Below are 24,219 nucleotides of genomic sequence, written 5' to 3' on the forward strand. Positions count from 1 at the left end.
ATTTTTATTCCTTAAAGCTTGAAACGGTTTTCCGGCAGGCCACGCGTCTGGGTCTCGATTGCAAACAAGCTGCCGGCCAGTCGATCACTCTCGGCCTTGGCAACGCTGGCCGTCGTGACATAGAGCAAGGATAAATCAGCGCCGCCAAAGCAGCAGGTCGTGATGTTTTTCACCGGCATTTCAATCACCCGATCAACCGTACCATCCGGCGCGATCCGGACGATGCATGATCCACCAAAGCGACAGTTCCACAGGAAACCATCCACATCGATCGTCGAGCCATCGGGCAGACCACGCTCAATGCCTGCGCAATGGGGCGTACCTGCACCGATTGTGCTTGTTGCTGTGTCAAAGGGATAAGCCCGTATTTCGTTCTTCAGCGTATCGCCAAAATAAAAAGTGGAATGATCAGGCGACCAGCAAAGCGTGTTGGCAATCCCGATCCCGGCCTCAACCTCTTCCAACTCGCCACCGGCCTGATAGCGAAACAGCTTGCCCAGGCCATCGTCAATGTCCAGACTCTCGCCATTTGGCCCGACATTGTTGCCCATGGAGCCAATCCAGAACACACCGTTCGGGTCTGTGCGACCATCATTGAAACGCACGCCCGGTGCGCCGGACAAGTGCACGTCCAGATCTTCGCGAGCATCAGCCTCGACATCAAGCAGGATCAACTTTGAGCCCAGCGCGACAAGCAGAACCCCGTCACCTGTGGTCAGCGACAGGGCGACAACAGGCTCATCAAACAGATGGCTGGTTACAGCGCTGCTGGCGACATCCATACGGTGTATGAGAAACCGGTTGATATCCACCCAGTAAACGCGGTTCTCATCGGCTGACCATGTAGCCGCCTCCCCGCAGATATCCCCGGTTGGGGCAATACATTGAACCTTGCCTATCATTCATGCCTCCCAAGTTACGTCCAAACTTTAGTGTTTCACAGCCGACCGGTCGAGAGCGTGGTTCAACAGAACCGCACCAATGATCAACCCGCCACGCACCACCAATTGCCAATATTCACTGACATTCAAGAGCGTCATGCCGTTGACGATGATGCCAAGGAACAAAACGCCGATCAGGGTGCCACGCACTGTGCCCTTGCCACCGAACAGGCTGGTGCCGCCGATGATGACTGCGGAGATGACATCCAACTCCCATCCACGCGCGGCGCTGGCGCTGCCCGACAGTATTTGGGATGCAATCAGCACGCCTGCCATGGCGGTGAGCACACCCGTAATACCAAGCGCCAGGGTTTTGGTTTTCCAAACATCAATGCCCGAAAGGCGCGCAGCTTCAAGGTTGCCACCCACAGCGTAGAGTGCCCGGCCGAAGCTGGTGTAATTCATCAGGAAATACACAAAGCCGAAAACAGCTGCAAAAATGTAGACAGGGAAAGGGATGCCAAAAAGGATGCCGGCCCCCAGAAAGTTGAACTGGAACGGGAAACTGGTGATCGGGAACCCATCTGTGATGAGATTGGCCGCGCCGGATAATACGGTCAGCAGACCCAGTGTCGTGATGAAAGTCGGCATGTTAAAGTGCTGACGCACTTTACCGGTCAGAACGCCGACGAGGAACAGGATTACCATTGCTGTAATGGCACCAATGGTAATGGCAGGCCACGGGCCCAGCAAATCGGTCAATGCACGCGCAACCCATGCTGTAACGCAGCCAGAAAAAGCCACCCCTGAGCCGACCGACAGATCAATCTCGCCGGAGACAATGACCATCGTCATGCCAAAAGCAATGATGCCCTGCATGGTAATGTTGCGCAACACGTTCATCTGATTGTCGAGCGTGGCAAAACCGGGCGCTGCGAACATCAAATAGGTGTACATGCAGACCAGAATGATCTCCATCGGGTAGCGGCGGAACAGCGAAAGCGCCATCAAAGGCCCTCCATGCAAGCGGTGTAAAGTTCGGTCAATGTGGTCTTGGAAGGGTCAATCTCGCCCAGAAGACGCCCCTCTTTCATGACCAGGATGCGGTCGCAGACTTCCAGCATCTCTTCCAATTCGGTGGAGACAAAAATGGACGAAAGGCCCGTGGCTGCCTGTTCCCAGATGATCTGGAAAATCTGTTGTTTTGCATGAACGTCGACACCGCGACTGGGCTCATCAAAGAACATGATTTTTGGATCGGTGTTGAGCCAGTTGCCGATGACAACCTTTTGCTGGTTACCGCCTGACAGCGAAGAAACCGGCAGCGCGGGACTATCGACCTTGATTTGCAATTGTTCGATCTGCTTGGCAACGCCAGGTGCTTCGACCGCCTTGGTTATGATGCCGCGCGGGGCGAGCTTCGACAGGCTGGCCATCGACAGATTGTTATGAATTGAATGCGCCTGCACCAGCCCGCCCTCTTTGCGGTTTTCCGGTGTGTAACCAAGGCCAAGATCAACCATGCTGCCCGGTGCGGGCGTGTCGACCACTTGACCATCCAAGATGATCTCGCCCGCATCATGCGGGTCTGCACCAAAGATGGCGCGCAGCACTTCGGTACGCCCTGCCCCCAGCATTCCTGCAAGGCCCAGAACCTCACCGCGACGCAATTCAAACGAGATATCCTCGAAAGCCGGCGCACGTGTGAGGCCCTTCACTTGCAGGATCGGGTTTTCTTTCGAAATGTCGGTATTACGTGCAGGCCGCGTGGCGCGGGCGACGTCACCAAACATCATATCTACGACAGTATCGAGCGACGATGCCGCCATCTCGATAGAGCCAATATGCTTGCCATCGCGCAGCACAGTTACCGTGTCAGCAATTTCTGCAAGCTCGGACATACGGTGAGAAATATACATCATCGTCACGCCCTGATCTTTCAGGTTACGTAACAGGCCAAACAGCATTTCCACCTCTTTGGTGGCAAGCGCGGATGTTGGCTCATCCAGCAACAAAAGTGTGGGGTTGAACGACATCGCCTTGGCAATCTCAACGGTTTGTTGCTGGCCAACGCTCAAGCGTGAAATGGTGGCCTTTGGATCTATATCCAGCCCCATGCGGGTAAACAGCTCTTCAGTCTGGCGGCGCGCCTGCCCCCAGTTAATTCTGTTAATGCCAAGGGTCCTGGTCCGTGGCAGGCGTCCAAGAAAAATATTCTCTGTGACCGAAAGATCCGGCACCAGACTAAGCTCCTGGTGAACAGTCACTATATTGGCTTCAAAAGCATCATGAGGCGATTTGAACTCAACCGGACGGCCGTTCAACATCATGGTGCCGCTGGTGGGCTGGGTAACGCCAGACAGCATTTTCACCAGTGTGGACTTGCCAGAGCCATTCTTGCCCATCAGCGCATGAATACGCGAAGGATCAAACGTATGGCTGAAATCATCAAGCGCGACGACGTTGCCATACACTTTGGTCAGGCCTTGGGTTTCTACAGTAGCGGACATGGCAATTTGTCTGGACACTTCTTGCTGGTCTGAAAAGTCACGGGGCAGCTTGCGCTGCCCCGCTTGGGTCAGGTCTCTGGGAGAAGACCTACTTCAGGGAGCGGAGATACTCCTGAAACTCTTCAACTGCGGGGCGGTCAGTACGCGAAAGGCCCAGCACTGGAACGATGACAGCTGCTTCGACAGCCTCTTTCCTGATTGCAGAAATGGCTGCTTCAACGGCCATCTGCCCCATTACATATGGCTGCTGCGCAGTGACGGCCTGCAGCACATTGTCCCCGTCCAGAAGGAAGCCTACCAGCTGCTCTGTACCGTCCACACCGAAGACAAAAATCTCGCCGGCTTTGCCCGCATTACGCACGGCCTGTACAGCACCAACGGTGCCACCTTCATTCGCCGCGTAGATGACATTGAGCTCCGGGTTGGCGGTGATGATATCGCCAGCAACCTGAATCGCTTTTTCTGCCAGCCAGGCATCCTGCTGGGAGACAATGTTCAACGTGTTGCCGACTTCGGCCTTCTCGATGAAACCATCCACACGGTCAGCGGAAATTTCCGGCAACAATGCTTTAAAGCCGAGCGTTGCAACATTAGCTTTGCCACCAAGCTCATTGGCGATGAAGTCCGCTGCGAGCATACCAGTCGAGTTGCCCAGATCGCGCTGTGCGGAATTGAGGTAGGAAACCGGGATCGACGCATCATCAACATTGGAATTGTAAGTCACAATGTGGATGCCGCGGTCACGGGCGCGCTTCAGCGCAGGAATAGACGCTACGGAGGAAACAGGCGAGATAACAATCGCATCTACGCCGCGCGCAATATATGTGTCGATCAGGCTGATTTCCTGTTGAGGCTCACTTTTGGAATTACCTTCCAGAAGCTCAATGCCGGCAGCATCTGCGGCGGCGTTCATGCCCAACTGAATGGTGCGAAAGAACTGATCCTGCTGGAACACGACTGCAGCAATGGTGATGTCTTCCTGTGCTGTTGCCGGGGCAGTTACGCCTACGGCCATCGTTGCGGCAAGAGCCAGCCCCGATAGGGTTTTCTTGAGTGTCATGAATAATCCTCCTTGTGGTGTTCTGCCCGTTTGTCGGGCGCTGTGTTGGCCTGTGGCTTTGACTGCGTCACAGGCGCGTTTATTTGGCCTTGGATCAGGCATCCGGTGCCGTCTCCTCAGTATTTTGGGCATCCACCGAACGGTCGATGAACCCAAGTCCGTGATCGAGATGATTTGACATCCAGTACTGGAAGCCGAGCCGGTCGCGTTTCTCCAGCGCATCCAAAATGCGTGTGTGCGTGTCGTAAGTGCCTTGCAGACCGTGGGATTCCTTGCCGGTTTCCATTAGCTTCACGATGATAGGTTTCATCGTCGTGTAGACATTGAGCACGGTCTGATTGTCCGCCAGTTCCAGCAATGCAGCATGGAAGCCAAAGTCCCGCTCTGCAGCTTCCACCTTGGTCGGCGCATCCAGGATCGCCTGGTTCAGTTTGCGGAAGCGGGCAATATCAGCATCGGTTACGGCCAAAAAGATCGCATCAGCTGACCCCACTTCAATAAGACGGCGAAACCCCTGAATATCCAGAAAGGTCTCGCGCGAGATCGACAGCTGAAACGAGAAAAGATCAAGCACCGCATCCATATGGCGATTGACGATGACAGCGCCGACTTTAGGGCGCACATCAACCACCCCATAGGCCTTCAGGATACGAACAGCTTCGCGCACAGTATTGCGAGCTGCAGCGAACTTTTCACCAAGCTCGCGCTCCGAGGGAAGCGTATCGCCAACCGTCAAACCGTTTGACTGGATATAGCCTTTGATTTGTTGGACCAGATTATCCACAGCGCTGCCATCGCCCGGCTCTCGATTGGGCTCATTTCCCGCTGCGCCGGGTAAAGGTGGAATCGTCTGCATCACGTCTGAAACGCCTATTTGTTGGTCCAGTTAGTAAATACTCGAAACACGGCTTGATGCAAGCCTCTTCGCAACAAAATATTTTATCGTTTAATATCATATATTTAAGCATAAATTACAACTTGTAGCCCTGAATTCTTCCACAAAAAATGGAAATCTGAAGATAAATTCCTTGATATTGTTGGACCAGATTGAAAAGATGCATCCAAACACGTTGAAAAAACGAGGGAGGCGGCAAATGCCGCGCGCCATGACAGGCATACAAACAACTACAGCCACACAACTAAGTAAGGGCAGCCAAACAAGGCCGGGCCTACATCAGACCTGGCGCTGGTATGGGCCGGATGATCCCGTATCTCTGAGCGATATCCGGCAGGCTGGAGCGCAAGGTGTGGTGACGGCTTTACATGACACCTATGACGGTCAGGCATGGACCTTTGATGCGATTGCCCAGCGCAAACAAATCATTGAAGAGGCCGGCCTCACCTGGTCAGTTGTTGAAAGCATCCCCATCCATCCATCAATCAAATTGGGTGGTGATGAAGCGGCCCATTACACCGATGCCTTCGCAACATCGATGGAACGCCTGGCCGAACAGGGCATGGCAACCATCTGTTATAATTTCATGCCGGTGGTGGACTGGACCCGAACCGACCTGCTCTACCCGCTTGACCATAGCGGGCTGACGCTGCGCTTTGATGCGGTGGAATTTGCTGCTTATGATTGCTTCATACTGGAACGCGATGGTGCCATTTCGGACTATTCATCTGAAATCGTGGAGTTGGCGCGCACGCGCGCTTCAAAGCTGAGCCCACAAGCTATCACAACGCTGGAACAAACCATCATTGCCGGCCTTCCCGGCTCTGAACTCTCGCACACGAGGGAAGGCATTCGCGCAAAAATCGCAGCCTTTGATCAAATTGACGAAGCAGCAATGCTCGAAAATCTTATCAACTTCCTGAAAATTGTTGTTCCCCGGGCAGAAGCCTGTGGTGCAAGGCTTTGCATCCATCCTGATGACCCGCCATTTCCGCTGTTTGGCTTACCGCGTGTGGTGAGCACCGCTGCAAACTATCAGACATTGATGGATGCGGTACCCTCCCCGTCCAATGGCATAACGCTTTGCGCAGGCTCGTTTGGTTCAAGACCAGACAATGATGTTCCAGCTTTGGTCGCGCAGTTTGCGGATCGTATTCATTTCGTGCACTTGCGGAATGTAAAACGTGAGGCCCAGTTTGGCGTACATGGATCGTTTTATGAATCAGACCATCTGGCTGGTGATGTTGATATGGTCGAAGTTCTCAAGAGGCTTATGGCAGAGCAGCGTCGTCGCCAGGCGGAGGGCCGAGAGGACTGGCACATTCCCATGCGACCAGACCACGGGCCATTGCTGCTGGATGATATGCACAAAACAACCAACCCTGGTTATTCTGCCATTGGCCGCCTGAAAGGTCTGGCAGAATTGCGCGGTGTGATGACCACATTAGAGCATCAACGCAGTGGCTGAAAACCGTGTTGATCTGTCAGACAAAACCATTTTTACAAATGCCGTTGCTGCGGGCATTGGCAGGGTTGTCACCCTGCATTTGCTGGCTGGCGGCATCACGATGTAACGGGATATTTCCATGAAGATTGGCCTTGGTCTTTATCGTCAAATGCTCAATGAGCGGCATTACAAATTTGCCCAGCAATTGGGCGTTACCCATATTGTGGCGCATCTGGAAGATTATTTTTCCGCCAATCCTCAGCTTGCTGATGGTGCGCATGATGCCTCACTGACCAGCGGATCATGGGGCATGGGCCAGTCTGGCGACTGGACCGAAACGATGTTTCGCACATTGATTGATGATTTGGCGCGCCACGATCTGAAACTCGCGGCAATCGAGAACTTTGCCGTTCAGCATTGGCATGATGTGCTGCTGGATGGTCCCAAACGCGCAGAGCAAATGGAACACCTCAAAAATATTGTCCGTGCTGCCGGTGCAGCTGGCGTTCCCTGTATCGGCTATAATTTCTCGGTGCCGGGCGTTTGGGGCTGGACACGTGGCCCCTATGCACGCGGAGGCGCAATGTCCGTCGGGTTCGACCTGAAAGATATTGATCCAGACAAGCCAATACCCGAAGGCATGGTGTGGAATATGGCTTATCGCGACAAGATCGGGCCAGGCCTGCAAGCGGTTGTGAGCCATGAACAGATTTGGGATCGGTACCAGCGTTTTCTTGATGAGATTCTTCCCGTCGCGGAAGAGGCAGGCGTCATTCTTGCCGCACATCCTGACGATCCGCCAGTAGAGAATTTGCGCAAGAGTGCCAAGCTGATCAACTCACATCATGCCTATCGGCGTGCCCTCGCCGCCAATACCTCTCCCAACAACCGCGCTGAATTGTGTCTGGGTTGCCTGCAGGAAATGACGGATGGTGATGTTTACGAGACCGTCGCCAAATTCGCACGGGAAAACCGCATCGGCTACATCCATTTTCGCAATGTGCGTGGCAAGGTGCCAAACTATCACGAGGTCTTCATTGATGAAGGCGACATTGATCTGGCGCGCATCATCAAGGTGCTAAAAGAGAATGATTATCAGGGTGTTCTGATCCCCGATCACACACCGGAACTTGAATGCGATGCACCCTGGCACGCTGGCAAAGCCTTTGCCGTTGGGTATATGAAGGCGCTTGTCGCCGCACACGGGTAAGGAAAGCAAGATGGAACAGGAATTTGCAGGCAAAGTAGCGCTCGTCACCGGGTCCAGCGGCATTGGGCTCGGCGCAGCGTTGCGACTGGCCAAGGGCGGCGCAAAAGTATTCGTGTGCGGCATTGATGATGCCCACAATCAGGCCGCTGAAGCGGCCGCATCAGGCCTCGATATGACTGTCTCAAAAGTGGATGTCTCTGATGAGGCTAAGGTCTCAAATTGGATTACCAACATTGGCAAGACTGAGGGCGGGATCGATATTCTCGTAAACGCTGCCGCCATCCAGACCTATGGCGACCTCACCACCACTGACAGCGCACACTGGGACAAGGTGATGTCCATCAATTTGCGCTCCTGCTTCCTCTCCTCCCACCACGCCTACCCGTTTATGAAAGCGCGTGGCGGTGGCTCCATTGTGCACGTATCATCCGTTCAGGGTCACGCCAATCAAAACGGCGTGCTGGCTTACGCCACAACCAAGGGCGCCATACACGCAATGACCCGCGCAATGGCCGTGGATTGTGCAAAGCATAAGGTGCGGGTGAACTCCGTCAGCCCGGGATCTGTCCGCACCCCCCTGCTGGAATTCGCAGCGCAAGAGGTCGTTGGCCCAGGCAATGACATCGAACCCGCAATCGCAGAATTTGGAGCTGCTCACCCCATAGGCCGTGTAGGCACCGTAGAGGAAACCAGCGAGCTGATCGCTTTCCTGGCCAGCGACCGCTCAGGCTTTTGCACTGGCGGCGACTATCTGGTTGATGGCGGATTACTGGCGCATCTGGGCGTTTGAGCGGGCGTTAGCCCGCTAGTAATTAGTTCAGCGCTAAATTCAAGCAGCCGGAATCTTGGTACGTTTAAAGGTTGAATGGGTAAATAAATTGATCATCGATTCAGCTTGTAAATTGAAGCTGTCGCTTCCTCAACATACCAGCAATTAGCCAGCAGTCCGTTCAACCGCTTAATTCGAATGTTGGTAATAGCATCAGCCCCTTTTGCAAATGCAACACGAACCAAATCATCTTCAAACGCCGCTGCATTCGGCGGCTTTTCCAAGAAATTTCTGTGGCATCGGCGAACTGACACATCACCCATCTGAGTATAACCACTCGGAACGGTTTGGAATACGCGCACGTCCTGCGCGGCTTGACGTTGACCAATCAACTGATCTGTCGTTGTCAAAGATCCTTTTTATCCTTCGTACCCACTTGTTACGAAGGCACTGATTGGTGCAATTAACAGCAATAAAAATAGTAGCTTGGCAGCCCTTCTAGATCTGGACATTTAGAGGACCCTTTCGCATTTTACTCTGCGTCCATAATTACAAGACAACACTTTCTAGTGCGGTACATTAAAAATGGAAACCTCTGCCATCTTAATTCTAGCAATGCTTCTAATTTGGTTCAGAAATACAATCGTTCGGCTAGAAAACATCAGCTATGCAAATGAATTAAACCTGTGTCCGACAATAGAAGCAGCTCGCCCTCAATCAGTCATTGGACGTAGTGAGTGTCTCGATCAGGTCAAAACTCGGTCCAACTTTTTTTGCATCTGATATATGGCCTACGGCTATTGTGATCGCAAAATGGAATTTATCGAGTTTGCTATGGCATTAGGCGTCAGCAAAATTCTTAAATTTGATCATGATTACACCCTGGTGGCATCTGAGAGTTTTTCAAATACGAAAAAAACTTGGCTGGGGAACCTGGATTCGAACCAGGACTGACGGAGTCAGAGTCCGTAGGTCTACCGTTAACCTATTCCCCATTAGACCGATGTCTGTGCTTTGCTTGAAAGCTGAGGGGCAATTAGCATCGCTGGCTTGGTATTTCAAGGCCTATCGTATGGCTTCAAGCGTTTCCTCAAGAGCAATGGACAGTTTGTCGGTGATCTCGGCTATATGGCTGTCGTCAATGATGAAGGGCGGTGCCAGCAAAATATGGTCTCCGGCCTGTCCGTCTATGGTGCCGCCCATGGGGTAGCACATCAGTCCGGCTTTCATCGCAGATGATTTGAGCCGGGCATGGACGCGCTTTGACGGGCTGAAGACGGCTTTTGTGTCCCGGTCTTCAACCAGCTCCACCCCCATAAACAGGCCCCTGCCCCTGATATCGCCCACATTGGGGTGCGCGCCGAACTTGTCGGTCAGAGAGGCTCTCAGCGCCTCACCGCGCTGGCGAACCGCTGGCAGCAAGTTTTGCGCCTCGATCTCATGCATGACAGCCAGTGCCCCGGCACAGGCCGTGGGATGGCCGAGATAGGTATGACCGTGCTGGAAGAAGCCCGTACCGGCAGCCAGCGTGTCAAAAATGCCATCAGAGACCAGAAGTGCGCCAATCGGCTGATATCCGGCACCCAGGCCTTTTGCAATGGCAATCATATCCGGTTCAACACCATCATGATTGCAGGCGAACAGATGACCGGTGCGGCCCATACCGCACATCACTTCATCCAGGATCAGCAGAACATCATATTTGTCGCAGATCGCCCGTATGCGTTTGAAATAGCCATCCACGGAAGGAACCGCGCCCATTGTGGCACCGACCACCGGCTCTGCCACGAAAGCGGCCACGGTCTGTGCACCCAATTCCAGAATTTTCTCTTCCAGCTGGTTTGCGACCCGCTGCCCGTAGTCAAACTCTGTTTCATCGTCGCGCTGACCGCGATAGGTGTAGCAGGGGTCGATGTGATGCATGGCATCGCTCAGCAGCGGCGCAAACTGTGCCCGGCGCCAGCGATTGCCGCCTGTGGCCAAAGCGCCCAGCGTATTGCCGTGATAGCTCTGCCAGCGGCCAATGATCTGTGATTTTTCCGGCTTGCCGGCCTCAACGAAATATTGCCGTGCCAGCTTGAGCGCAGATTCCATAGCCTCAGATCCGCCGGAGACGAAATAGACCCGGTTCAGATCTCCCGGCGCGCGTGTTGCCAGAAACTCGGCCAGTTCTTCCGCCGGTTCGGAGGTAAAGAAGCTGGTATGGGCATAGGCCAGGCTTCCAACCTGTTTTTGAATAGCGGCAATAACATTCGGGTTGGAATGGCCAAGGCAGGAGACCGCAGCACCGCCGCAAGCATCCAGAATGCGCGTCCCGTCCTGCGCAATCAGGTAAACACCATCTCCACCAACGGCCACCGGCAGATCAGCTGCGCAGTTACGTGGAAACACATAACGGGATTTCATTGGAGTTCTGCTCTTTTTGAGGGGCTAATTGCGGACCACCATCACACTCTGCTTTGCATGGCGTACAACCCTGGCGGCATTAGGGCCAAGCAGATAATCACTGAGTTCCGGCCGATGCGAGGCCAGCACAATCACGTCAGCGGACAGCTCTTTCGCCGCCCGCAGGATTTCAGCATAAATCGTACCGTGAAGAACATGGGGATGTACTGTTACATCCTCTGGCACGTGTTTACTCACCCACGCCGCAAGCTTGTGTCCAAAATCCGCCAGGGCTTCGTCCTCGTAGCCTTCTTTGAAATAGCTCTCGACAATCGGCATTCCAAAGTCCGGCAGCACAGCGACCACATGCAATTCTGCGTCCTTGTCGCGCATCATTTCAAGCGCGGTCGGCAGCGCCTTTGCCCAACTGGCTTCCGAGGACAGATCAATCGGCAGAAGAATAGATTTGAACATGAGACTTGCCTTTATCAAAAAGCGGGCTTGGTTTGACGGCGACGCTGCAACATCACCACGACAGCAAACAGCAACAGGGCCGGAATATAGAAGATTTCCTTCGGCCAACGATCTGCCGGACGTTGAACACTGGCAATCTGCACAGGGTCGTCTCCATAAAAGTCAAAATCAGCCAGAGACTCGCCTGCAGAGGAACCGAACGCCGGTTCATCCAGATTCACTGCATCCCCGTCTTCGATGAGCAACAGACCCAACGCATCAATGCGTGACTGCGCATCACCCTCTTCTTCAATAGTCATCAGCAGAGTGGTTTCCGCCGTGCCGCCGGTATCGATGTCCGGCCCGGCAATGCGCAGACGTAACCGGTCACCCGGCTGTGCCGCCCCCACAGCTTCTACAAATCTGCTGGCAGGTAATTCGTCAAACGGGCTTTGGAATGTATCCAGCCAGACATTTGGCAGGAAGATTGTGAGGGCCACAACCAGCAATGCGGCTGATTCATAAAGTCTGGATTTAGCCAGGAAGTAGCCTTGCGTTGCCGCCGCAAACAGCAGCATGGCAAAGGTGGCCAGCACAAATATCCAAATGGCCTGCAAAACGCCCGCAGTGGTACCAAGATCGACGCCATACAGAATAAGCGCCGGATTATAGATAAACAGAAATGGTAGCGCCACGGTTCGCATGGAATAGAAGAAGGCCGTGAAGCCTGTCTTGATGGGATCACCGCCAGAGACAGCAGCGGCGGCAAAACTTGCCAGCCCCACCGGCGGCGTCACATCGGCCATGATGCCGAAATAGAACACGAACAGATGAGCAGCAATCAATGGGACAATCAGGCCTTCCTGCGCACCCAGACTGACCACGACACTGGCCATCAATGATGACACAACAATGTAGTTGGCTGTTGTTGGCAAACCCATGCCAAGGATCAGTGAGAAAATGCCCACCAAAATCAGCATGATGATCAGAACGCCGCCGGACAATTGCTCCACAAGACCGGCCAGTTCGGTGCCGATAGGCGTCTTGGTGACCGTCGCCACAATAATACCGGCAGCGGCGGTTGCCACACCAATACCAATCATGTTTCTGGCGCCGGCAATCAGACCTTCTTTCAGATCCACAATGCCTTCAGAAATTTGCCCGCCAAAATCAGAGCCACCTCTGAACAGTGCCTTGAGTGGCTTTTGCGTGATGATGATGAACAGCATCAGCGACGTTGCAAAAAAGGCAGACTTTGCTGGTGACTGTTGTTCAACCATCAGGAACCAGACCAGCACAACGATTGGAAGAATATAATGCAGCCCGGTTGGATAGACGTCCGCCACCGTTGGAACGACAATCTCTTTCGCGTTAGGATCATCAACTTCCAGATCAGGCCGCTTTGACGCGACAAACACCAGCCCGATATAAACCGCCAGCAAACCCACCATCATAATGGTCGAGGCTGCTCCCGCCATATTGGCTTCCAGAAACCGCACCAAATAAATGAGCGCGGTAAACATGGCACCAAATACGGCAAAGCCGACAAGAAACTTTATAATCATGCCAAGGAAGCTTTTGCTTTCTCCCAGAGCCGGCATGTCTTTCTTGAGCGCTTCAAGGTGCACAATGTAAACCAGCGCGATGTAGGAAATGACCGCTGGGATGAAGGCATGTTTGATGACCTCCACATAGGGAATGCCGATAAACTCAACCATCAGAAAGGCAGCAGCGCCCATAACGGGCGGCATGAGCTGGCCATTGACAGACGAGGCGACTTCCACGGAACCGGCTTGTTCTGCCGTAAAACCAACGCGTTTCATAAGCGGAATTGTGAACGTCCCGGTGGTCACCACATTTGCAATCGAAGACCCGGAGATAAGTCCGGTCATCGCAGAGCCAACAACGGCCGCCTTGGCAGGCCCGCCCCGCAGGTGACCCAGACCGGCAAATGCCAGTTTGATGAAGTAATTGCCCGCGCCCGCCTTATCCAGCATCGAGCCGAACAGCACGAACAGAAACACAAAGGCGGTAGACACGCCAAGAGGGATGCCAAACACACCAGCGGTATCAAGCCACTGCGCATTGATTATAGCGGTGAAGGACAGCCCTTCATGGGAAATCAAATCCGGGATCAACCAGCCCTGCCCCATATAGGCATAAAGCAGAAACAGCGAACCAACGATGGTCAATGCTGGCCCAAGTGCCCTGCGGGCCGCTTCCAGCAACACCAGAATACCAATAGAACCAATGACAATCTGTGTGGTGGTTGGCAGGCCAGACCGCGCAGTGAACGCAAGAGTGCTGGAAAAGACAAAGATATACATCGTGCAGCCACCGCCAATAATGGCGAGAACCCAATCATAGATCGGAATGTGATCACGTGGCGATTTTTTAAAAGCCGGATAGGCCAGGAAGGCCAGTACAATGGCAAATGTCAGATGGATTGGACGGGTTTGCGACGCATTCAGAACCGGAAGGTACTGACCAAACCACAATTGCGGCTGGGCAATCCAAAGCTGAAACAGTGACCAGAGAAGAGCCAGTCCGGAAATAAGCCAGGCCACGTTTTGATCGATCGGTGCACGAGCGCCGGCATCAGAACTTGCGACAAGATCCTGCAGCTCTTCATCGGTGAATTGCCTGCCTGATGCTTGTTCGTCTGTTGCCTGGTTAGTTGCATGATTTTTGGAAGATTGATTGCTGTTATTCTGATCGCTCACGATGTCGCCCCGCTAAAACATAGGCAATTCGATCATCATCACCCGCACAGGTCAACAGCGAATTGTTGGTGCAGCGCAAAGTTGCGCTGCACCATCTTGTTTTAGTCGATCAGACCGGCTTCTTTATAGTAGCGCTCTGCTCCGGGATGAAGCGGTGCGGACAAGCCGTCATTTGCCATCTGTTTTGGTTCCAGATTTGCAAATGCAGGATGCAAACCGCGGAATTGGTCGATGTTTTCAAACACCGCCTTTACAACTTCGTAGACCACATCATCTGGTACGTCAGTTGAACTGATAAAGGTTGCACCAACACCAAACGTGGAAACATCGTCATCATTACCGCGATACATGCCACCTGGAATGACCGCAGAACGATAATAAGAATTGTCCGCGATCAGTTTGGCCGTTGCATCATTATCAACAGTTACAAGAACTGAATCGCATGATGTTGTGGCTTCCTGAATGGAGCCGGATGGATGACCAACCGTGTAAACCATGGCGTCAATGTTATTATCGCACAATGCTTGCGACTGCTCGGCAGCCTGAAGCTCGGAGGACAATGAAAAGTCACCCGTTGTCCAGCCCATGGCGTTCATCAGAACTTCCATAGTGCCGCGTTGTCCAGAACCTGGATTACCGATATTAACGCGTTTTCCCTTGAGGTCTTCAAACGTTTTGATGCCAGCATCTGCCCGTGCCACAACTGTGAATGGCTCGGGATGAACCGAAAACACCGCACGCAGTTCCTTATAAGGGCCCTGATCTTCAAACTGCGAAGAACCATTATAGGCGTGGAACTGCCAGTCAGACTGGGCCACACCGAATTCAAGTTCACCGCCGCGAACGGCATTGATGTTGAAGACTGATCCACCGGTGCTTTCCACACCGCAGCGGATACCATGTTCCTTGCGGTTTCTATTGACCAGACGACAAATCGCGCCGCCTGTTGGATAGTAAACGCCGGTGACGCCACCAGTACCGATGGAAACGAATTGTTGTTCCTGCGCAATCGAGGTTCCAACCAGCAGGCTTGTCGATAGCAAGGCAACTGTCATTCCTAAAAGTTTCTTTGTCATTGATATCCCTGTTGCAAATAAGAATTTCATTTCAGAAAACAGTCTGCAGTTGCAACCCTGTTTTCCAGACGACACAAGCACCCGCTTGCTCCGTTTAACAACCTTAACCTGTTGCTGCAAATTAATCCAGCCCTGACCGGAAGTGACACACGTCAAAAACCGATATTTGTTGTTATATAACAATGATCTATTCCAAATCATACAAACCAGATATTCAACTTAGGCGGGAAATTACTTTGCGGAAGTTCAATCATCAATCTACATGTCAAATGACGCAGCTCGCAAAACTGGCTTATTTGAGACCAGCAACCTCCAAATGCTACATCCATGATTGCACACCGAAAAAGGGGCGTTGGGAGGGCCCGGTTTTCCCAAGGCAAACAGACCATGCGCCAAGCGTGTTTCATGCTTATGCGACATCCTCGTGAAAATTCTGTGGTTGAAAATGTCTGAAAGACCGCGCCCTTACGCTTTCAATAACACTCGGCAACTCGCCCGCAGGTACTGGTTTGGCATAATAATATCCTTGAGCCAGGTGAAACCCCAGCTCTTTGATTTTCTCATACTGCTCGTAGGTTTCAACACCTTCTGCAACAACTTTGTAATCGAGCGATCTGCCTAACTCTATCAGGGAACTGACAATCGCCTGATCTTCAGGGTCATCAACGATGTTGCTGATAAATGTTCGTGCAATCTTGAGGAAAGTGTAAGGCAGTTCTTTCAAATGCGTGATTGAGGAATATCCGGTTCCAAAATCATCCAGGACGACCTCACACCCCATTTCACGGAGCTCATGAAGCTTGTCAAAAAGCGCCTTGGAATTTGTTCCGAAGGTGGTTTTCTCTGTCACTTCAATCGCTAACTCTTTTGGTGACAGGCCATACCGTGCAAGAGAACTTACAATATCCAGGATAAAACCGTTGCGCAGCAGATTTGCCGCATTCACGTTAAAGCCAACGCGCTCAAATGGCACATTAGCCTCTTTCCAAACGGCCATGTCTCTGGTGACCTTATTGATCATCTGGCAACCGATCAGCTCACAGATCTCCCGATCTTCAAATACGTCGGAAAAGTCGGACGCGCAGATGAGGCCTTTCTGGGGATGTTGCCACCGCACAAGCGCTTCAACACCCGCGACGCGGCCTGTACGCGTGCAAACCACCGGCTGATAGAATGGCAGAATTTGTGACGATTTGAGGCCGGCGCGAAACTCATTGAACAGCACCTGTCGTTGATAAAAGCTGGTTTTCATGTCGGGGCGGTATTCGCACGCTGTGGATTTGCCTTTATCCTTCGCATCGTAAAGTGCCAGATCTGCATTGCGCATCAATTCAGGAAGTTCATCTCCGTCCTGGGGGAAGCGCGCAATTCCCACACTGAAAGACACATCAAAGGCCTCTTCGCTGCCGTCCATGTCGACCTGAAAGGACGATGAAAAGTCGAGATCATCAAACTTGATTTCATCGTTCCCGGAATTTTGAAACGACACAATCGCAAGCTCATCCCCACCAAGACGAGCGACCATGCTCCCCGGGGAGACCTTCGCTTTCAGCATTTCTGCAATTTGCCGCAATACCTGATCGCCAACATGATGTCCGTAAAAGTCATTAATTTTCTTGAAATCATCAACATCGATGAGGAAAAGCGCACCATTGTAGCCTTCTGAAATTGCCTGCTTCAGCAGCTTCGGAACATTTTCCTGAAACGCGTTTCTGTTTGACAGCCCAGTCAAAATATCATGATGCGCCAGAAAATGTGCCTTCGCATCCGACTTGCGCCGGGCACGAAGGTTTTCAAAATGTCGAACAGCCGGATATCCAAATGAAAGAAACAGCAAAAGCAGAATGGTAGCACTGGCGACATACATTATGGCCTGATTGCGCGTGGCGATCTCATCCATGTCCACGAGCAACCTCAGGGCCAGCTTTGTTTCGTCACCGCGTTGGACGCGATGATAGATCTCCGCAACTGAATGATTGGACAAGGCTGAGCTATCCTGGGGAAGCAGGACCTTTTGCAGCTCTGCGTTCCAGACCAAATCAACAGATCGTTCATCAAGCGGCAGAAAGCTGCCCCATTGGCCCATGCCCGCATAATCATTCTGACTTCCAAACCTGGCATAGGACAGCAGATAGCGGACATCCATCAGGCTGCTGTGAAGTTCTGCTGCAAACCGGCTATCGCCTGCATGTGTGTGGGTATGTTTGCTGCGATTGATGTAAGTTCCAGTATGTCGCTGTTTGGAGGTCTGAGTGGCAGCCCCTTCATCAGTCAACTGTGCGCCGGATCCTGAATCTCCGGACCCTGTGCCTGATGTGTCGCTGTCAAAATAGGAGAGGTTTGAAAATGTGGCAACGCAGGCACAATCGGCGTCGATAAAGTCGATTTGAAAGATTTTACTGACAGCAAATAATTCGGAGACCGCATCAACCACAACACCAAGCTTGGCATTGGAAACAATCACCTCTTCTGCGTCGCCCGACAAGGTCGGCAAGTCATCGCCCAGCCGGTTATCCAGATAGTGCGACCAGTCACGGCCAATCCCGCTGGCCTGTTTCGTCAACATCAAATTGAGCGAATGATCAGCCGCCAGTTTTGCCACCAAAAGGAAGCAAAGGCCTGACGCCGCAATGACCGCAAGAGTTTTTGTTTTTATGTGCTTCATCATCCACCTTAAACGCGTGCGGATTATGATGTTAATTTCTTAAATTCGGACCAATTGATATCGCTAATAAAGCGTTGTTATTATGTGTCAAATTTGAAATAGATATCTGAACCGAAGAAAAACGCACAAATCGGAAAACCCTGGATTTTCTATGACCATAAGTATTTATATTGATGCCGATGCTTGTCCGGTCAAAGATGAAATTTACAAGGTGGCTTTTCGTTACAATGTGCCTGTTTGGGTTGTCAGCAACAGCTTCATGCGCATACCGGATCATCCACTTGTCAGCCGTATGATTGTAAGCGCTGGACCGGATGTGGCAGATGATTATATCGCCGAGCGAGCAGACGAAAATTGTGTGGTCATAACAGCGGATATATTGCTCGCCGAGCGGTGTTTGAACTCAAATGCCATTGTCATCAGCCCCAGCGGGAAACCATTCACGGAAAACTCTATAGGCAGTGCCGTGGCGACACGCGCATTAATGGAAGGCCTGCGTTCAACAGGTGATATCACCGGCGGGCCGCCACCGTTTTCAAAAGCGGACCGCTCCAGATTTTTATCCGCAATGGACCAGGCGCTGGTTCGCTTGAAACGGAAAACCTGATGGGCCGTCGGTTTAACTGCTAAGCTGTTTTACCGGCTAAAATGCCAGACGTAGCAATCCCAGTGACGCAAGGCCAATCAGCAGCCAAAGTGCCAGAGCCTTGAATGATTCCGGACTGGAGCGCACAAATTGACGACTGCCCAAAAACACGCCCATGGCCATGGGAACCAGGAAAATCACGAACCGTATCATCACATCATCGGTAATGATGCCTGATCCGAAGGTAAACGCTGTCGCATAGATATTGCCAAGCAGCAGAAATGCCACAATGGACGCGCGCGTCACGGCTGCAGAAGCCGAGTTCGCGAGCATCAGCAGCACCACCGGCAAACCGCCCACTGCGCTCACCCCGTTGACCGCACCGGATATGATTCCGGTGCCGAAAATCGACACAGCATAATTGGCCGCACGAAACACAAAACCGCGCAGCAGCGCAAAGCTGATGACCAGAATGATGACGGAAATAATGATCCTGACCAGCGCCTGATCCACATGGATCAAGGCGTATAAGCCCAGTGGAGCGCCAATCACGTAGCCCATCAGCAGCCAGACCAGAAGTCTTCGGCTGACCGAACGCCACACCGCAGGCAGCATGCCCACACTGGCAGCAATCTCCAGCATGAACACGAAGGGAATAACTTCAACCGGTGGTAGAACCAAAGTCAGGCTGGCCACCACAAGCGCGGACAATCCAAATCCACAATAGCCCCGGATCAGCCCTGCTATGAACACTGCGGCAAGGCAATAGGCCAGCATTCCCAGGCTCAAATTGCCGATGACTGTGTCCACAATACCCCCTACCCGTCAGAACAATCCAATCGGGTACACTTCTTAAGCACCGACCGCATAATCTTCCATGGGCGGGCAGGAACAAACCAGATTTCTGTCGCCGTGAACATTGTCCACGCGTGACACAGGCATCCAGTATTTTGTGGCCGTATCGACGCCTTTTGGATAGGCCGCTATTTTGCGACTATAGGGGTGGCTCCATGCATCCGCGGTCACTTCTTCTGCCGTATGTGGCGCATTGTGGAGCGGGTTATCGTCCTGCGGCCACTCACCTCCCTCAATGCATGCAGCCTCTTCGCGAATGGCAATCATGGCATCCACAAATCGGTCAATTTCTGACAAAGGTTCAGATTCTGTTGGCTCGACCATCAAGGTTCCGGCAACCGGCCAGGACATGGTCGGGGCATGAAAACCGTAATCAATCAATCGCTTGGCAACATCATCAACGGTCACGCCGGCGCTTTCTTTCAGGGGTCGCACGTCAACAATGCACTCATGGGCGACCCGGTTGTTCTTGCCGGTGAACAGGATCGGATAATGATCTTTAAGCCGCTCGGCGATGTAGTTGGCATTCAAAATTGCAATCTCGCTGGCGGTCTTCAGACCATTGCCGCCCAGCATGCGGATATACATCCACGAAATTGGCAGTATCGATGCAGAGCCCTCCGGCGCGGCTGACACAGCCCCGTTTGAGCCCAATGCTACATGACCTGGCAAATGCGGAACCAGTTGCCTTGCAACGCCGATCGGGCCAACACCTGGCCCGCCACCGCCATGGGGAATACAGAATGTCTTGTGCAAATTCATGTGGCAGACATCGGCACCCAAATCTCCAGGTCTGGCCAGTCCTACCAGGGCGTTCAAATTGGCCCCGTCCAAATAGACCTGACCACCATGTTCGTGCACCTTTGCGCAGATTTCCCGAATTTCGGCTTCGAACACACCATGCGTTGATGGATACGTAATCATCAAAGCCGCAAGATTGTCTGAATGTTGTTCAGCCTTTGCTGTGAGATCAGCAAGATCCACATCACCCTCATCGTTACAGCGCACAACAACCACACTGTAACCAGCCATTTGAGCGGATGCCGGATTGGTGCCATGGGCCGAAGATGGGATCAGGCAAATATTGCGGTGCCCCTGTCCGTTCGCCTCATGATAACCACGAATGGCGAGCAGCCCGGCAAATTCGCCCTGACTGCCGGCGTTGGGTTGCAAACTGACCTTTGCAAATCCAGTGAGCTCTGACAGCCAGCGGTCCAGATCATCAATCATGATTGCATAGCCGCGACGATGAGAGGCAGGAGACAGCGGATGGATATTTCCGGTTTTCGCCCAGGTCACCGGCATCATTTCCGCAGCCGAATTCAGCTTCATTGTGCAGGAACCCAATGGGATCATGGCCCGGTCAAGTGCCAGATCCTTGTCCATCAACTTGCGCAACAGCCGCATCATCTCGGTTTCCGACCGGCAACTGTGGAAAATATCCTGTGACAGAAACCTTTCGCTCTCGCGTTCTGCTGTTAGCGCGCTGCTTGCTGCCATGGCAACTTTGACGCCAAACAAGCCGCAGAGCGCCTCCAGATCAGCTTCTGATGACGTTTCATCAAACGCGATCGATATCGTGTCAGAATTGACTTTTCGCAGCAGATAGCCAAGCTTTTCCGCTTCATCACATAATGCTTGCGCCTTGGTGGTGCTACTGACCGTGACCGCATCAAAATAATGACTGGCACCGGTTGTATAGCCGCCCTGTTGCAAGGAACTCGTAAGCCGGTTGGCCAATGCGTGAACCCGTTTTGCAATGGCAGCCAGGCCAACCGGCCCGTGCCAAATGGCATAGGCAGCAGCCATATTGGCCAGAAGTGCCTGTGCGGTGCAAATGTTGGAAGTCGCTTTTTCACGCCGAATGTGCTGCTCCCGTGTCTGCAGCGCCAACCGATAGGCAGGGCGACCATGTGCATCAATGGACTCACCAATCAAACGGCCCGGAACAAGCCGGGTCAAAGCCGATGACGCTGCCATATAGGCTGCGTGTGGCCCTCCATTGCCCAGTGGTACGCCGAAGCGCTGCATGGCACCGACACAGATATCTGCACCCCACTGCCCCGGCGGCTGCAACAACACAAGAGACAGCGGATCAGCTGATACAATGACAAGAGCACCAACGGCCTTTGCCGCATCCACAATACTTGCCGGATCGCTCAACGCGCCTTCAGTATCGGGGAGCTGCAGAATAACGGCCGCCACATCGCCATCCATCTCACCATCATCTACGGTAAATCCGATCGTGGACGCGCGGGTGTTCAGGACATCAAGGGTCTGTGGGTGCAATTTGCTGGCGATGACAATGCGGTGCCGCTTCTGACGGTGATGGCGATACGCCATACCGGCAGCTTCTGCCACCGCGGTTGCTTCATCCAGAAGCGAAGCATTGGCAATTGGCAAGCCCGTCAATTCAGCCACAAGTGTCTGGAAATGAAACAGCATTTCCAGACGGCCTTGAGATATTTCCGGCTGATACGGCGTGTAGGATGTATACCAGCCCGGGTTTTCAAGCAGATTTCTCTGGATGACCGGTGGCACATGTGTGCCATGATAGCCCTGCCCGATCATGGATTTGGCAACGATGTTCTGCTCCATCTTGCCGAAGAGTTCTGCAAGAGCCGCTTCTTCACCAATGCCATCTGGAATATTCAGAGTGCCCTCCATCCGGATTTTGGACGGGACGGTCTGCCCGATCATCGCCTCCAAAGAAGTCATCCCCAAAGTGTTGAGCATGGAACGCTGATCCTGAATGCCAGGTCCAATATGACGCGCGAGAAACGGGCTGTCTGTCATTGTAAAATTCTCCGGGAGGGGCTGTTTGGCTAAAGGATCAGGAAATCTGGGCGGTATAGGAAGCTAAATCCAGCAATTGCTCCAACTCATCCGGTTTGGAGAGCTTCATCTTATAAAGCCAACCGCCCCCTTCAGCATCTGCATTGACCAGAGCAGCCTCATTGGCGAGTGTTTCGTTGATCTCGACAATTTCGCCCGATGCTGGCGCATAAACATCGGAAGCCGCCTTTACGGATTCCACAACCACCACATCATCACCTTGCTCCACACTTGTGCCGGTGGTCGGCAGATCTACAAACACAAGATCGCCCAACTGCTCCTGTGCGTGGTTGGTAATGCCAACAGTCGCAACGTCACCCTCGACGCGCAGCCATTCGTGCTCTTCGGTGTAGTAAGTTGTGCTCATTTTTGTGTCTTCCTTTGCAAGGTGAAATTATCGTTTGTACTGATGTGGAACAAAAGGCAGTTTTGCCCGCTGCATGGGAATTTTCTTGCCCCGAACTTCCGCAAATATGGGCTTATCGGCAGCGGAAACAGCAATAAGCCCCAAGGCCACACCGCTTTCGATTGAAGGCCCATAGCCGCCGGATGTCACAACACCAATCTCAGACCCGGCATCATCCAGAAGCAGCGCACCTGCCCGCACCGGCATGCGCCCATCCGGCACCAGCCCGACCCGCATACGTTTGCGCCCGGCGCTGATCTTCTCTGCCAGCGCCTTTGCGCCAATAAAAGTCCCCCCAGAGCGCAGTTCCTGGGGAATTGCCCAGATTAACCCGGCTTCATGAGGACTGATCGTATCGGAAAGATCCTGACCGTAAAGAGAGAGCCCCGCTTCCAGTCGCAAACTGTCGCGCGCACCCAAACCAATGGCTCTGACACGCTCATCGCTCAACAACGCACGGGCAAATGCGTCGCAATCCGCCTCTGGCATTGCAATCTCAAAACCGTCTTCGCCGGTATAGCCACTTCTGGACAGGAACCAGCCCGGTTTTGGCTCAATACCTGTCATGAAGTCCATCCGGGATACGGCAAAACCATGATCTGCCAGCACAGCTTCAGCCTGAGGTCCCTGCAACGCCAGAAAACCGCGCGGTATCACATTGACGGACACGTCAAACGCTTCCGCATGCGCTTTGATATGAGCGACATCCTTTTCCGCGCAGCCTGCATTAGCGACCACAAGATATCGCAGTTCATCCAACCGGGTGATAATCAAATCATCAACAATGCCAGCATCATCGTTCAAGAAGAACGTATAGCGGGATGCATTGATGCCCTGCTCACTGGCTACATAAGGGCATAGATGCTCGATCAGTGCGGCGGCCTGACGCCCCGCAATCTCCACATGCACCATATGAGAAATATCGAACAATCCTGCAGAAGCCCGCGTATGCAAATGCTCTTTCATCACCCCCAAGGGGTAGAACAAAGGCATATCATAGCCCGCAAACGCGCCCATTTTGGCGCCTTCGGCAATATGCAGATCATATAGAGGGGTCTGTTTCATATGGGCTCCCGACATCAAACAACAGAAATCGTCCACTGCAAGAATTGCAATGGCCGACCCCTCTGTCTAAAGCCTGAGAGACTTGCGCAACCGCTTGTTGACAATGATAAGCCGACAGACAATTGCACTTACACCTTCGGCGCGAACCAACCAGTTCGACTTTCCAGAGTGCTTTTCCGACAACGGTCCTTTTGCCTGAGAGATTATGGGCATTTTCACCTTCGGCGGCATCGATCCTGACTGGTCAAAACTGACTGGTCAGAGCTGATACCCTCTCCCGTTGTCGGCCCGGACTCGTCCGGACAGCGCAACAAGGCTAGCTCAAAAACAAATCCATGTCATCATAGGCAAAGGTTGAAAGTCAGCATCAGTAGAAATAATTTGATACCTTGGTACCA

Annotated in this window: 19 protein-coding genes, 1 tRNA gene and 1 riboswitch; of the genes, 4 read left to right on the forward strand and 16 right to left on the reverse strand. The window is 52.8% G+C overall.

The genetic code is table 11. From position 1 onward, the window contains the following. Positions 1 to 11: 11 nt before the first annotated feature. The 5 genes from RAL91_RS15680 to RAL91_RS15700 form a co-directional block, all read right to left on the reverse strand. Positions 12 to 902 carry an SMP-30/gluconolactonase/LRE family protein gene (locus tag RAL91_RS15680; RefSeq protein WP_306257194.1) on the reverse strand — a complete coding sequence of 297 codons (891 nt, stop codon included), beginning with the start codon at positions 900 to 902 and terminating at the stop codon, positions 12 to 14. A 27-nt stretch (positions 903 to 929) separates the two neighbouring features. Continuing rightward, the gene (locus RAL91_RS15685; protein ID WP_306257195.1) at positions 930 to 1,889 is read right to left on the reverse strand and encodes an ABC transporter permease; all 960 of its coding nucleotides are present in this window, start codon (positions 1,887 to 1,889) and stop codon (positions 930 to 932) included. Then, the gene (locus RAL91_RS15690) at positions 1,889 to 3,391 is read right to left on the reverse strand and encodes a sugar ABC transporter ATP-binding protein (protein WP_306257197.1); all 1,503 of its coding nucleotides are present in this window, start codon (positions 3,389 to 3,391) and stop codon (positions 1,889 to 1,891) included. The genes RAL91_RS15685 and RAL91_RS15690 overlap by 1 nt, the downstream gene beginning before the upstream one ends. A gap of 88 nt (positions 3,392 to 3,479) precedes the next feature. Beyond that, positions 3,480 to 4,451, reverse strand: coding sequence for a substrate-binding domain-containing protein (locus RAL91_RS15695; protein ID WP_306257198.1), 972 nt, complete (start codon positions 4,449 to 4,451; stop codon positions 3,480 to 3,482). 94 nt (positions 4,452 to 4,545) lie between these two features. After that, complete coding sequence (locus tag RAL91_RS15700) at positions 4,546 to 5,307, reverse strand: FadR/GntR family transcriptional regulator (protein WP_306262960.1); 762 nt, start codon at positions 5,305 to 5,307, stop codon at positions 4,546 to 4,548. 238 nt (positions 5,308 to 5,545) lie between these two features. Between RAL91_RS15700 and uxuA the strand changes: the two genes are divergently transcribed. From uxuA to RAL91_RS15715, 3 genes are all read left to right on the forward strand, one after another. Continuing rightward, entirely contained in the window at positions 5,546 to 6,814 is a 1,269-nt protein-coding gene (gene uxuA, locus RAL91_RS15705; RefSeq protein ID WP_306257199.1) for a mannonate dehydratase, read from the forward strand. 118 nt (positions 6,815 to 6,932) lie between these two features. Continuing rightward, entirely contained in the window at positions 6,933 to 8,003 is a 1,071-nt protein-coding gene (locus RAL91_RS15710) for a mannonate dehydratase (RefSeq protein WP_306257200.1), read from the forward strand. Between the two features lie 10 nt (positions 8,004 to 8,013). Then, complete coding sequence (locus tag RAL91_RS15715; protein ID WP_306257202.1) at positions 8,014 to 8,793, forward strand: SDR family NAD(P)-dependent oxidoreductase; 780 nt, start codon at positions 8,014 to 8,016, stop codon at positions 8,791 to 8,793. 92 nt (positions 8,794 to 8,885) lie between these two features. Here RAL91_RS15715 and RAL91_RS15720 read toward each other — a convergent pair whose 3' ends face one another. From RAL91_RS15720 to RAL91_RS15750, 7 genes are all read right to left on the reverse strand, one after another. After that, positions 8,886 to 9,182 (reverse strand): hypothetical protein, encoded by a 297-nt coding sequence (locus RAL91_RS15720; RefSeq protein WP_306257203.1) that lies wholly within the window; start codon positions 9,180 to 9,182, stop codon positions 8,886 to 8,888. Positions 9,183 to 9,693: 511 nt separating this feature from the next. Further along, positions 9,694 to 9,767, reverse strand: a tRNA-Gln gene (locus RAL91_RS15725). A 70-nt stretch (positions 9,768 to 9,837) separates the two neighbouring features. Further along, on the reverse strand, positions 9,838 to 11,178 hold the full coding sequence (locus RAL91_RS15730; protein ID WP_306257204.1) for an aspartate aminotransferase family protein: 1,341 nt from the start codon (positions 11,176 to 11,178) through the stop codon (positions 9,838 to 9,840). Positions 11,179 to 11,202: 24 nt separating this feature from the next. After that, positions 11,203 to 11,631 carry a universal stress protein gene (locus tag RAL91_RS15735; RefSeq protein WP_306257205.1) on the reverse strand — a complete coding sequence of 143 codons (429 nt, stop codon included), beginning with the start codon at positions 11,629 to 11,631 and terminating at the stop codon, positions 11,203 to 11,205. Between the two features lie 14 nt (positions 11,632 to 11,645). Continuing rightward, entirely contained in the window at positions 11,646 to 14,333 is a 2,688-nt protein-coding gene (locus RAL91_RS15740; RefSeq protein WP_306257207.1) for a TRAP transporter permease, read from the reverse strand. Positions 14,334 to 14,434: 101 nt separating this feature from the next. Then, positions 14,435 to 15,409: a TAXI family TRAP transporter solute-binding subunit gene (locus tag RAL91_RS15745; protein WP_371932424.1), complete on the reverse strand. Its 975-nt coding sequence runs from the start codon at positions 15,407 to 15,409 to the stop codon at positions 14,435 to 14,437. Positions 15,410 to 15,818: 409 nt separating this feature from the next. Further along, positions 15,819 to 18,074, reverse strand: a complete 2,256-nt coding sequence (locus RAL91_RS15750; RefSeq protein WP_306257209.1) for a bifunctional diguanylate cyclase/phosphodiesterase — start codon at positions 18,072 to 18,074, stop codon at positions 15,819 to 15,821. Positions 18,075 to 18,225: 151 nt separating this feature from the next. On the opposite strand from RAL91_RS15750, the gene RAL91_RS15755 reads away from it, so the two are divergent. Next, the gene (locus RAL91_RS15755; protein ID WP_306257211.1) at positions 18,226 to 18,681 is read left to right on the forward strand and encodes a YaiI/YqxD family protein; all 456 of its coding nucleotides are present in this window, start codon (positions 18,226 to 18,228) and stop codon (positions 18,679 to 18,681) included. A gap of 36 nt (positions 18,682 to 18,717) precedes the next feature. Here the strand turns inward: RAL91_RS15755 and RAL91_RS15760 are convergent, their stop codons facing one another. The 4 genes from RAL91_RS15760 to gcvT are packed head-to-tail and all read right to left on the reverse strand — an operon-like array spanning position 18,718 to position 23,836. Next, positions 18,718 to 19,470, reverse strand: a complete 753-nt coding sequence (locus tag RAL91_RS15760) for a sulfite exporter TauE/SafE family protein (RefSeq protein ID WP_306257212.1) — start codon at positions 19,468 to 19,470, stop codon at positions 18,718 to 18,720. A gap of 42 nt (positions 19,471 to 19,512) precedes the next feature. After that, the gene (gcvP, locus tag RAL91_RS15765) at positions 19,513 to 22,311 is read right to left on the reverse strand and encodes an aminomethyl-transferring glycine dehydrogenase (protein ID WP_306257213.1); all 2,799 of its coding nucleotides are present in this window, start codon (positions 22,309 to 22,311) and stop codon (positions 19,513 to 19,515) included. A gap of 37 nt (positions 22,312 to 22,348) precedes the next feature. Beyond that, positions 22,349 to 22,717, reverse strand: a complete 369-nt coding sequence (gene gcvH, locus RAL91_RS15770) for a glycine cleavage system protein GcvH (RefSeq protein ID WP_306257215.1) — start codon at positions 22,715 to 22,717, stop codon at positions 22,349 to 22,351. A gap of 27 nt (positions 22,718 to 22,744) precedes the next feature. Beyond that, on the reverse strand, positions 22,745 to 23,836 hold the full coding sequence (gcvT, locus tag RAL91_RS15775) for a glycine cleavage system aminomethyltransferase GcvT (RefSeq protein ID WP_371932425.1): 1,092 nt from the start codon (positions 23,834 to 23,836) through the stop codon (positions 22,745 to 22,747). A 158-nt stretch (positions 23,837 to 23,994) separates the two neighbouring features. Beyond that, positions 23,995 to 24,111: riboswitch (glycine riboswitch) on the reverse strand. Between the last annotated feature and the right edge of the window lie 108 nt (positions 24,112 to 24,219).

The sequence above is a fragment of the Pararhizobium sp. IMCC21322 genome, assembly GCF_030758295.1.
GTDB lineage: Bacteria > Pseudomonadota > Alphaproteobacteria > Rhizobiales.

Coding starts and splice junctions, on each gene's coding strand:
- RAL91_RS15680 (WP_306257194.1), bottom strand. CDS start 902: ATGATAGGCAAGGTTCAATGTATTGCCCCAACCGGGGATATCTGCGGG.
- RAL91_RS15685 (WP_306257195.1), bottom strand. CDS start 1,889: ATGGCGCTTTCGCTGTTCCGCCGCTACCCGATGGAGATCATTCTGGTC.
- RAL91_RS15690 (WP_306257197.1), bottom strand. CDS start 3,391: ATGTCCGCTACTGTAGAAACCCAAGGCCTGACCAAAGTGTATGGCAAC.
- RAL91_RS15695 (WP_306257198.1), bottom strand. CDS start 4,451: ATGACACTCAAGAAAACCCTATCGGGGCTGGCTCTTGCCGCAACGATG.
- RAL91_RS15700 (WP_306262960.1), bottom strand. CDS start 5,307: ATGCAGACGATTCCACCTTTACCCGGCGCAGCGGGAAATGAGCCCAAT.
- uxuA (WP_306257199.1), top strand. CDS start 5,546: ATGCCGCGCGCCATGACAGGCATACAAACAACTACAGCCACACAACTA.
- RAL91_RS15710 (WP_306257200.1), top strand. CDS start 6,933: ATGAAGATTGGCCTTGGTCTTTATCGTCAAATGCTCAATGAGCGGCAT.
- RAL91_RS15715 (WP_306257202.1), top strand. CDS start 8,014: ATGGAACAGGAATTTGCAGGCAAAGTAGCGCTCGTCACCGGGTCCAGC.
- RAL91_RS15730 (WP_306257204.1), bottom strand. CDS start 11,178: ATGAAATCCCGTTATGTGTTTCCACGTAACTGCGCAGCTGATCTGCCG.
- RAL91_RS15735 (WP_306257205.1), bottom strand. CDS start 11,631: ATGTTCAAATCTATTCTTCTGCCGATTGATCTGTCCTCGGAAGCCAGT.
- RAL91_RS15745 (WP_371932424.1), bottom strand. CDS start 15,409: ATGACAAAGAAACTTTTAGGAATGACAGTTGCCTTGCTATCGACAAGC.
- RAL91_RS15750 (WP_306257209.1), bottom strand. CDS start 18,074: ATGAAGCACATAAAAACAAAAACTCTTGCGGTCATTGCGGCGTCAGGC.
- RAL91_RS15755 (WP_306257211.1), top strand. CDS start 18,226: ATGACCATAAGTATTTATATTGATGCCGATGCTTGTCCGGTCAAAGAT.
- gcvP (WP_306257213.1), bottom strand. CDS start 22,311: ATGACAGACAGCCCGTTTCTCGCGCGTCATATTGGACCTGGCATTCAG.
- gcvH (WP_306257215.1), bottom strand. CDS start 22,717: ATGAGCACAACTTACTACACCGAAGAGCACGAATGGCTGCGCGTCGAG.
- gcvT (WP_371932425.1), bottom strand. CDS start 23,836: ATGTCGGGAGCCCATATGAAACAGACCCCTCTATATGATCTGCATATT.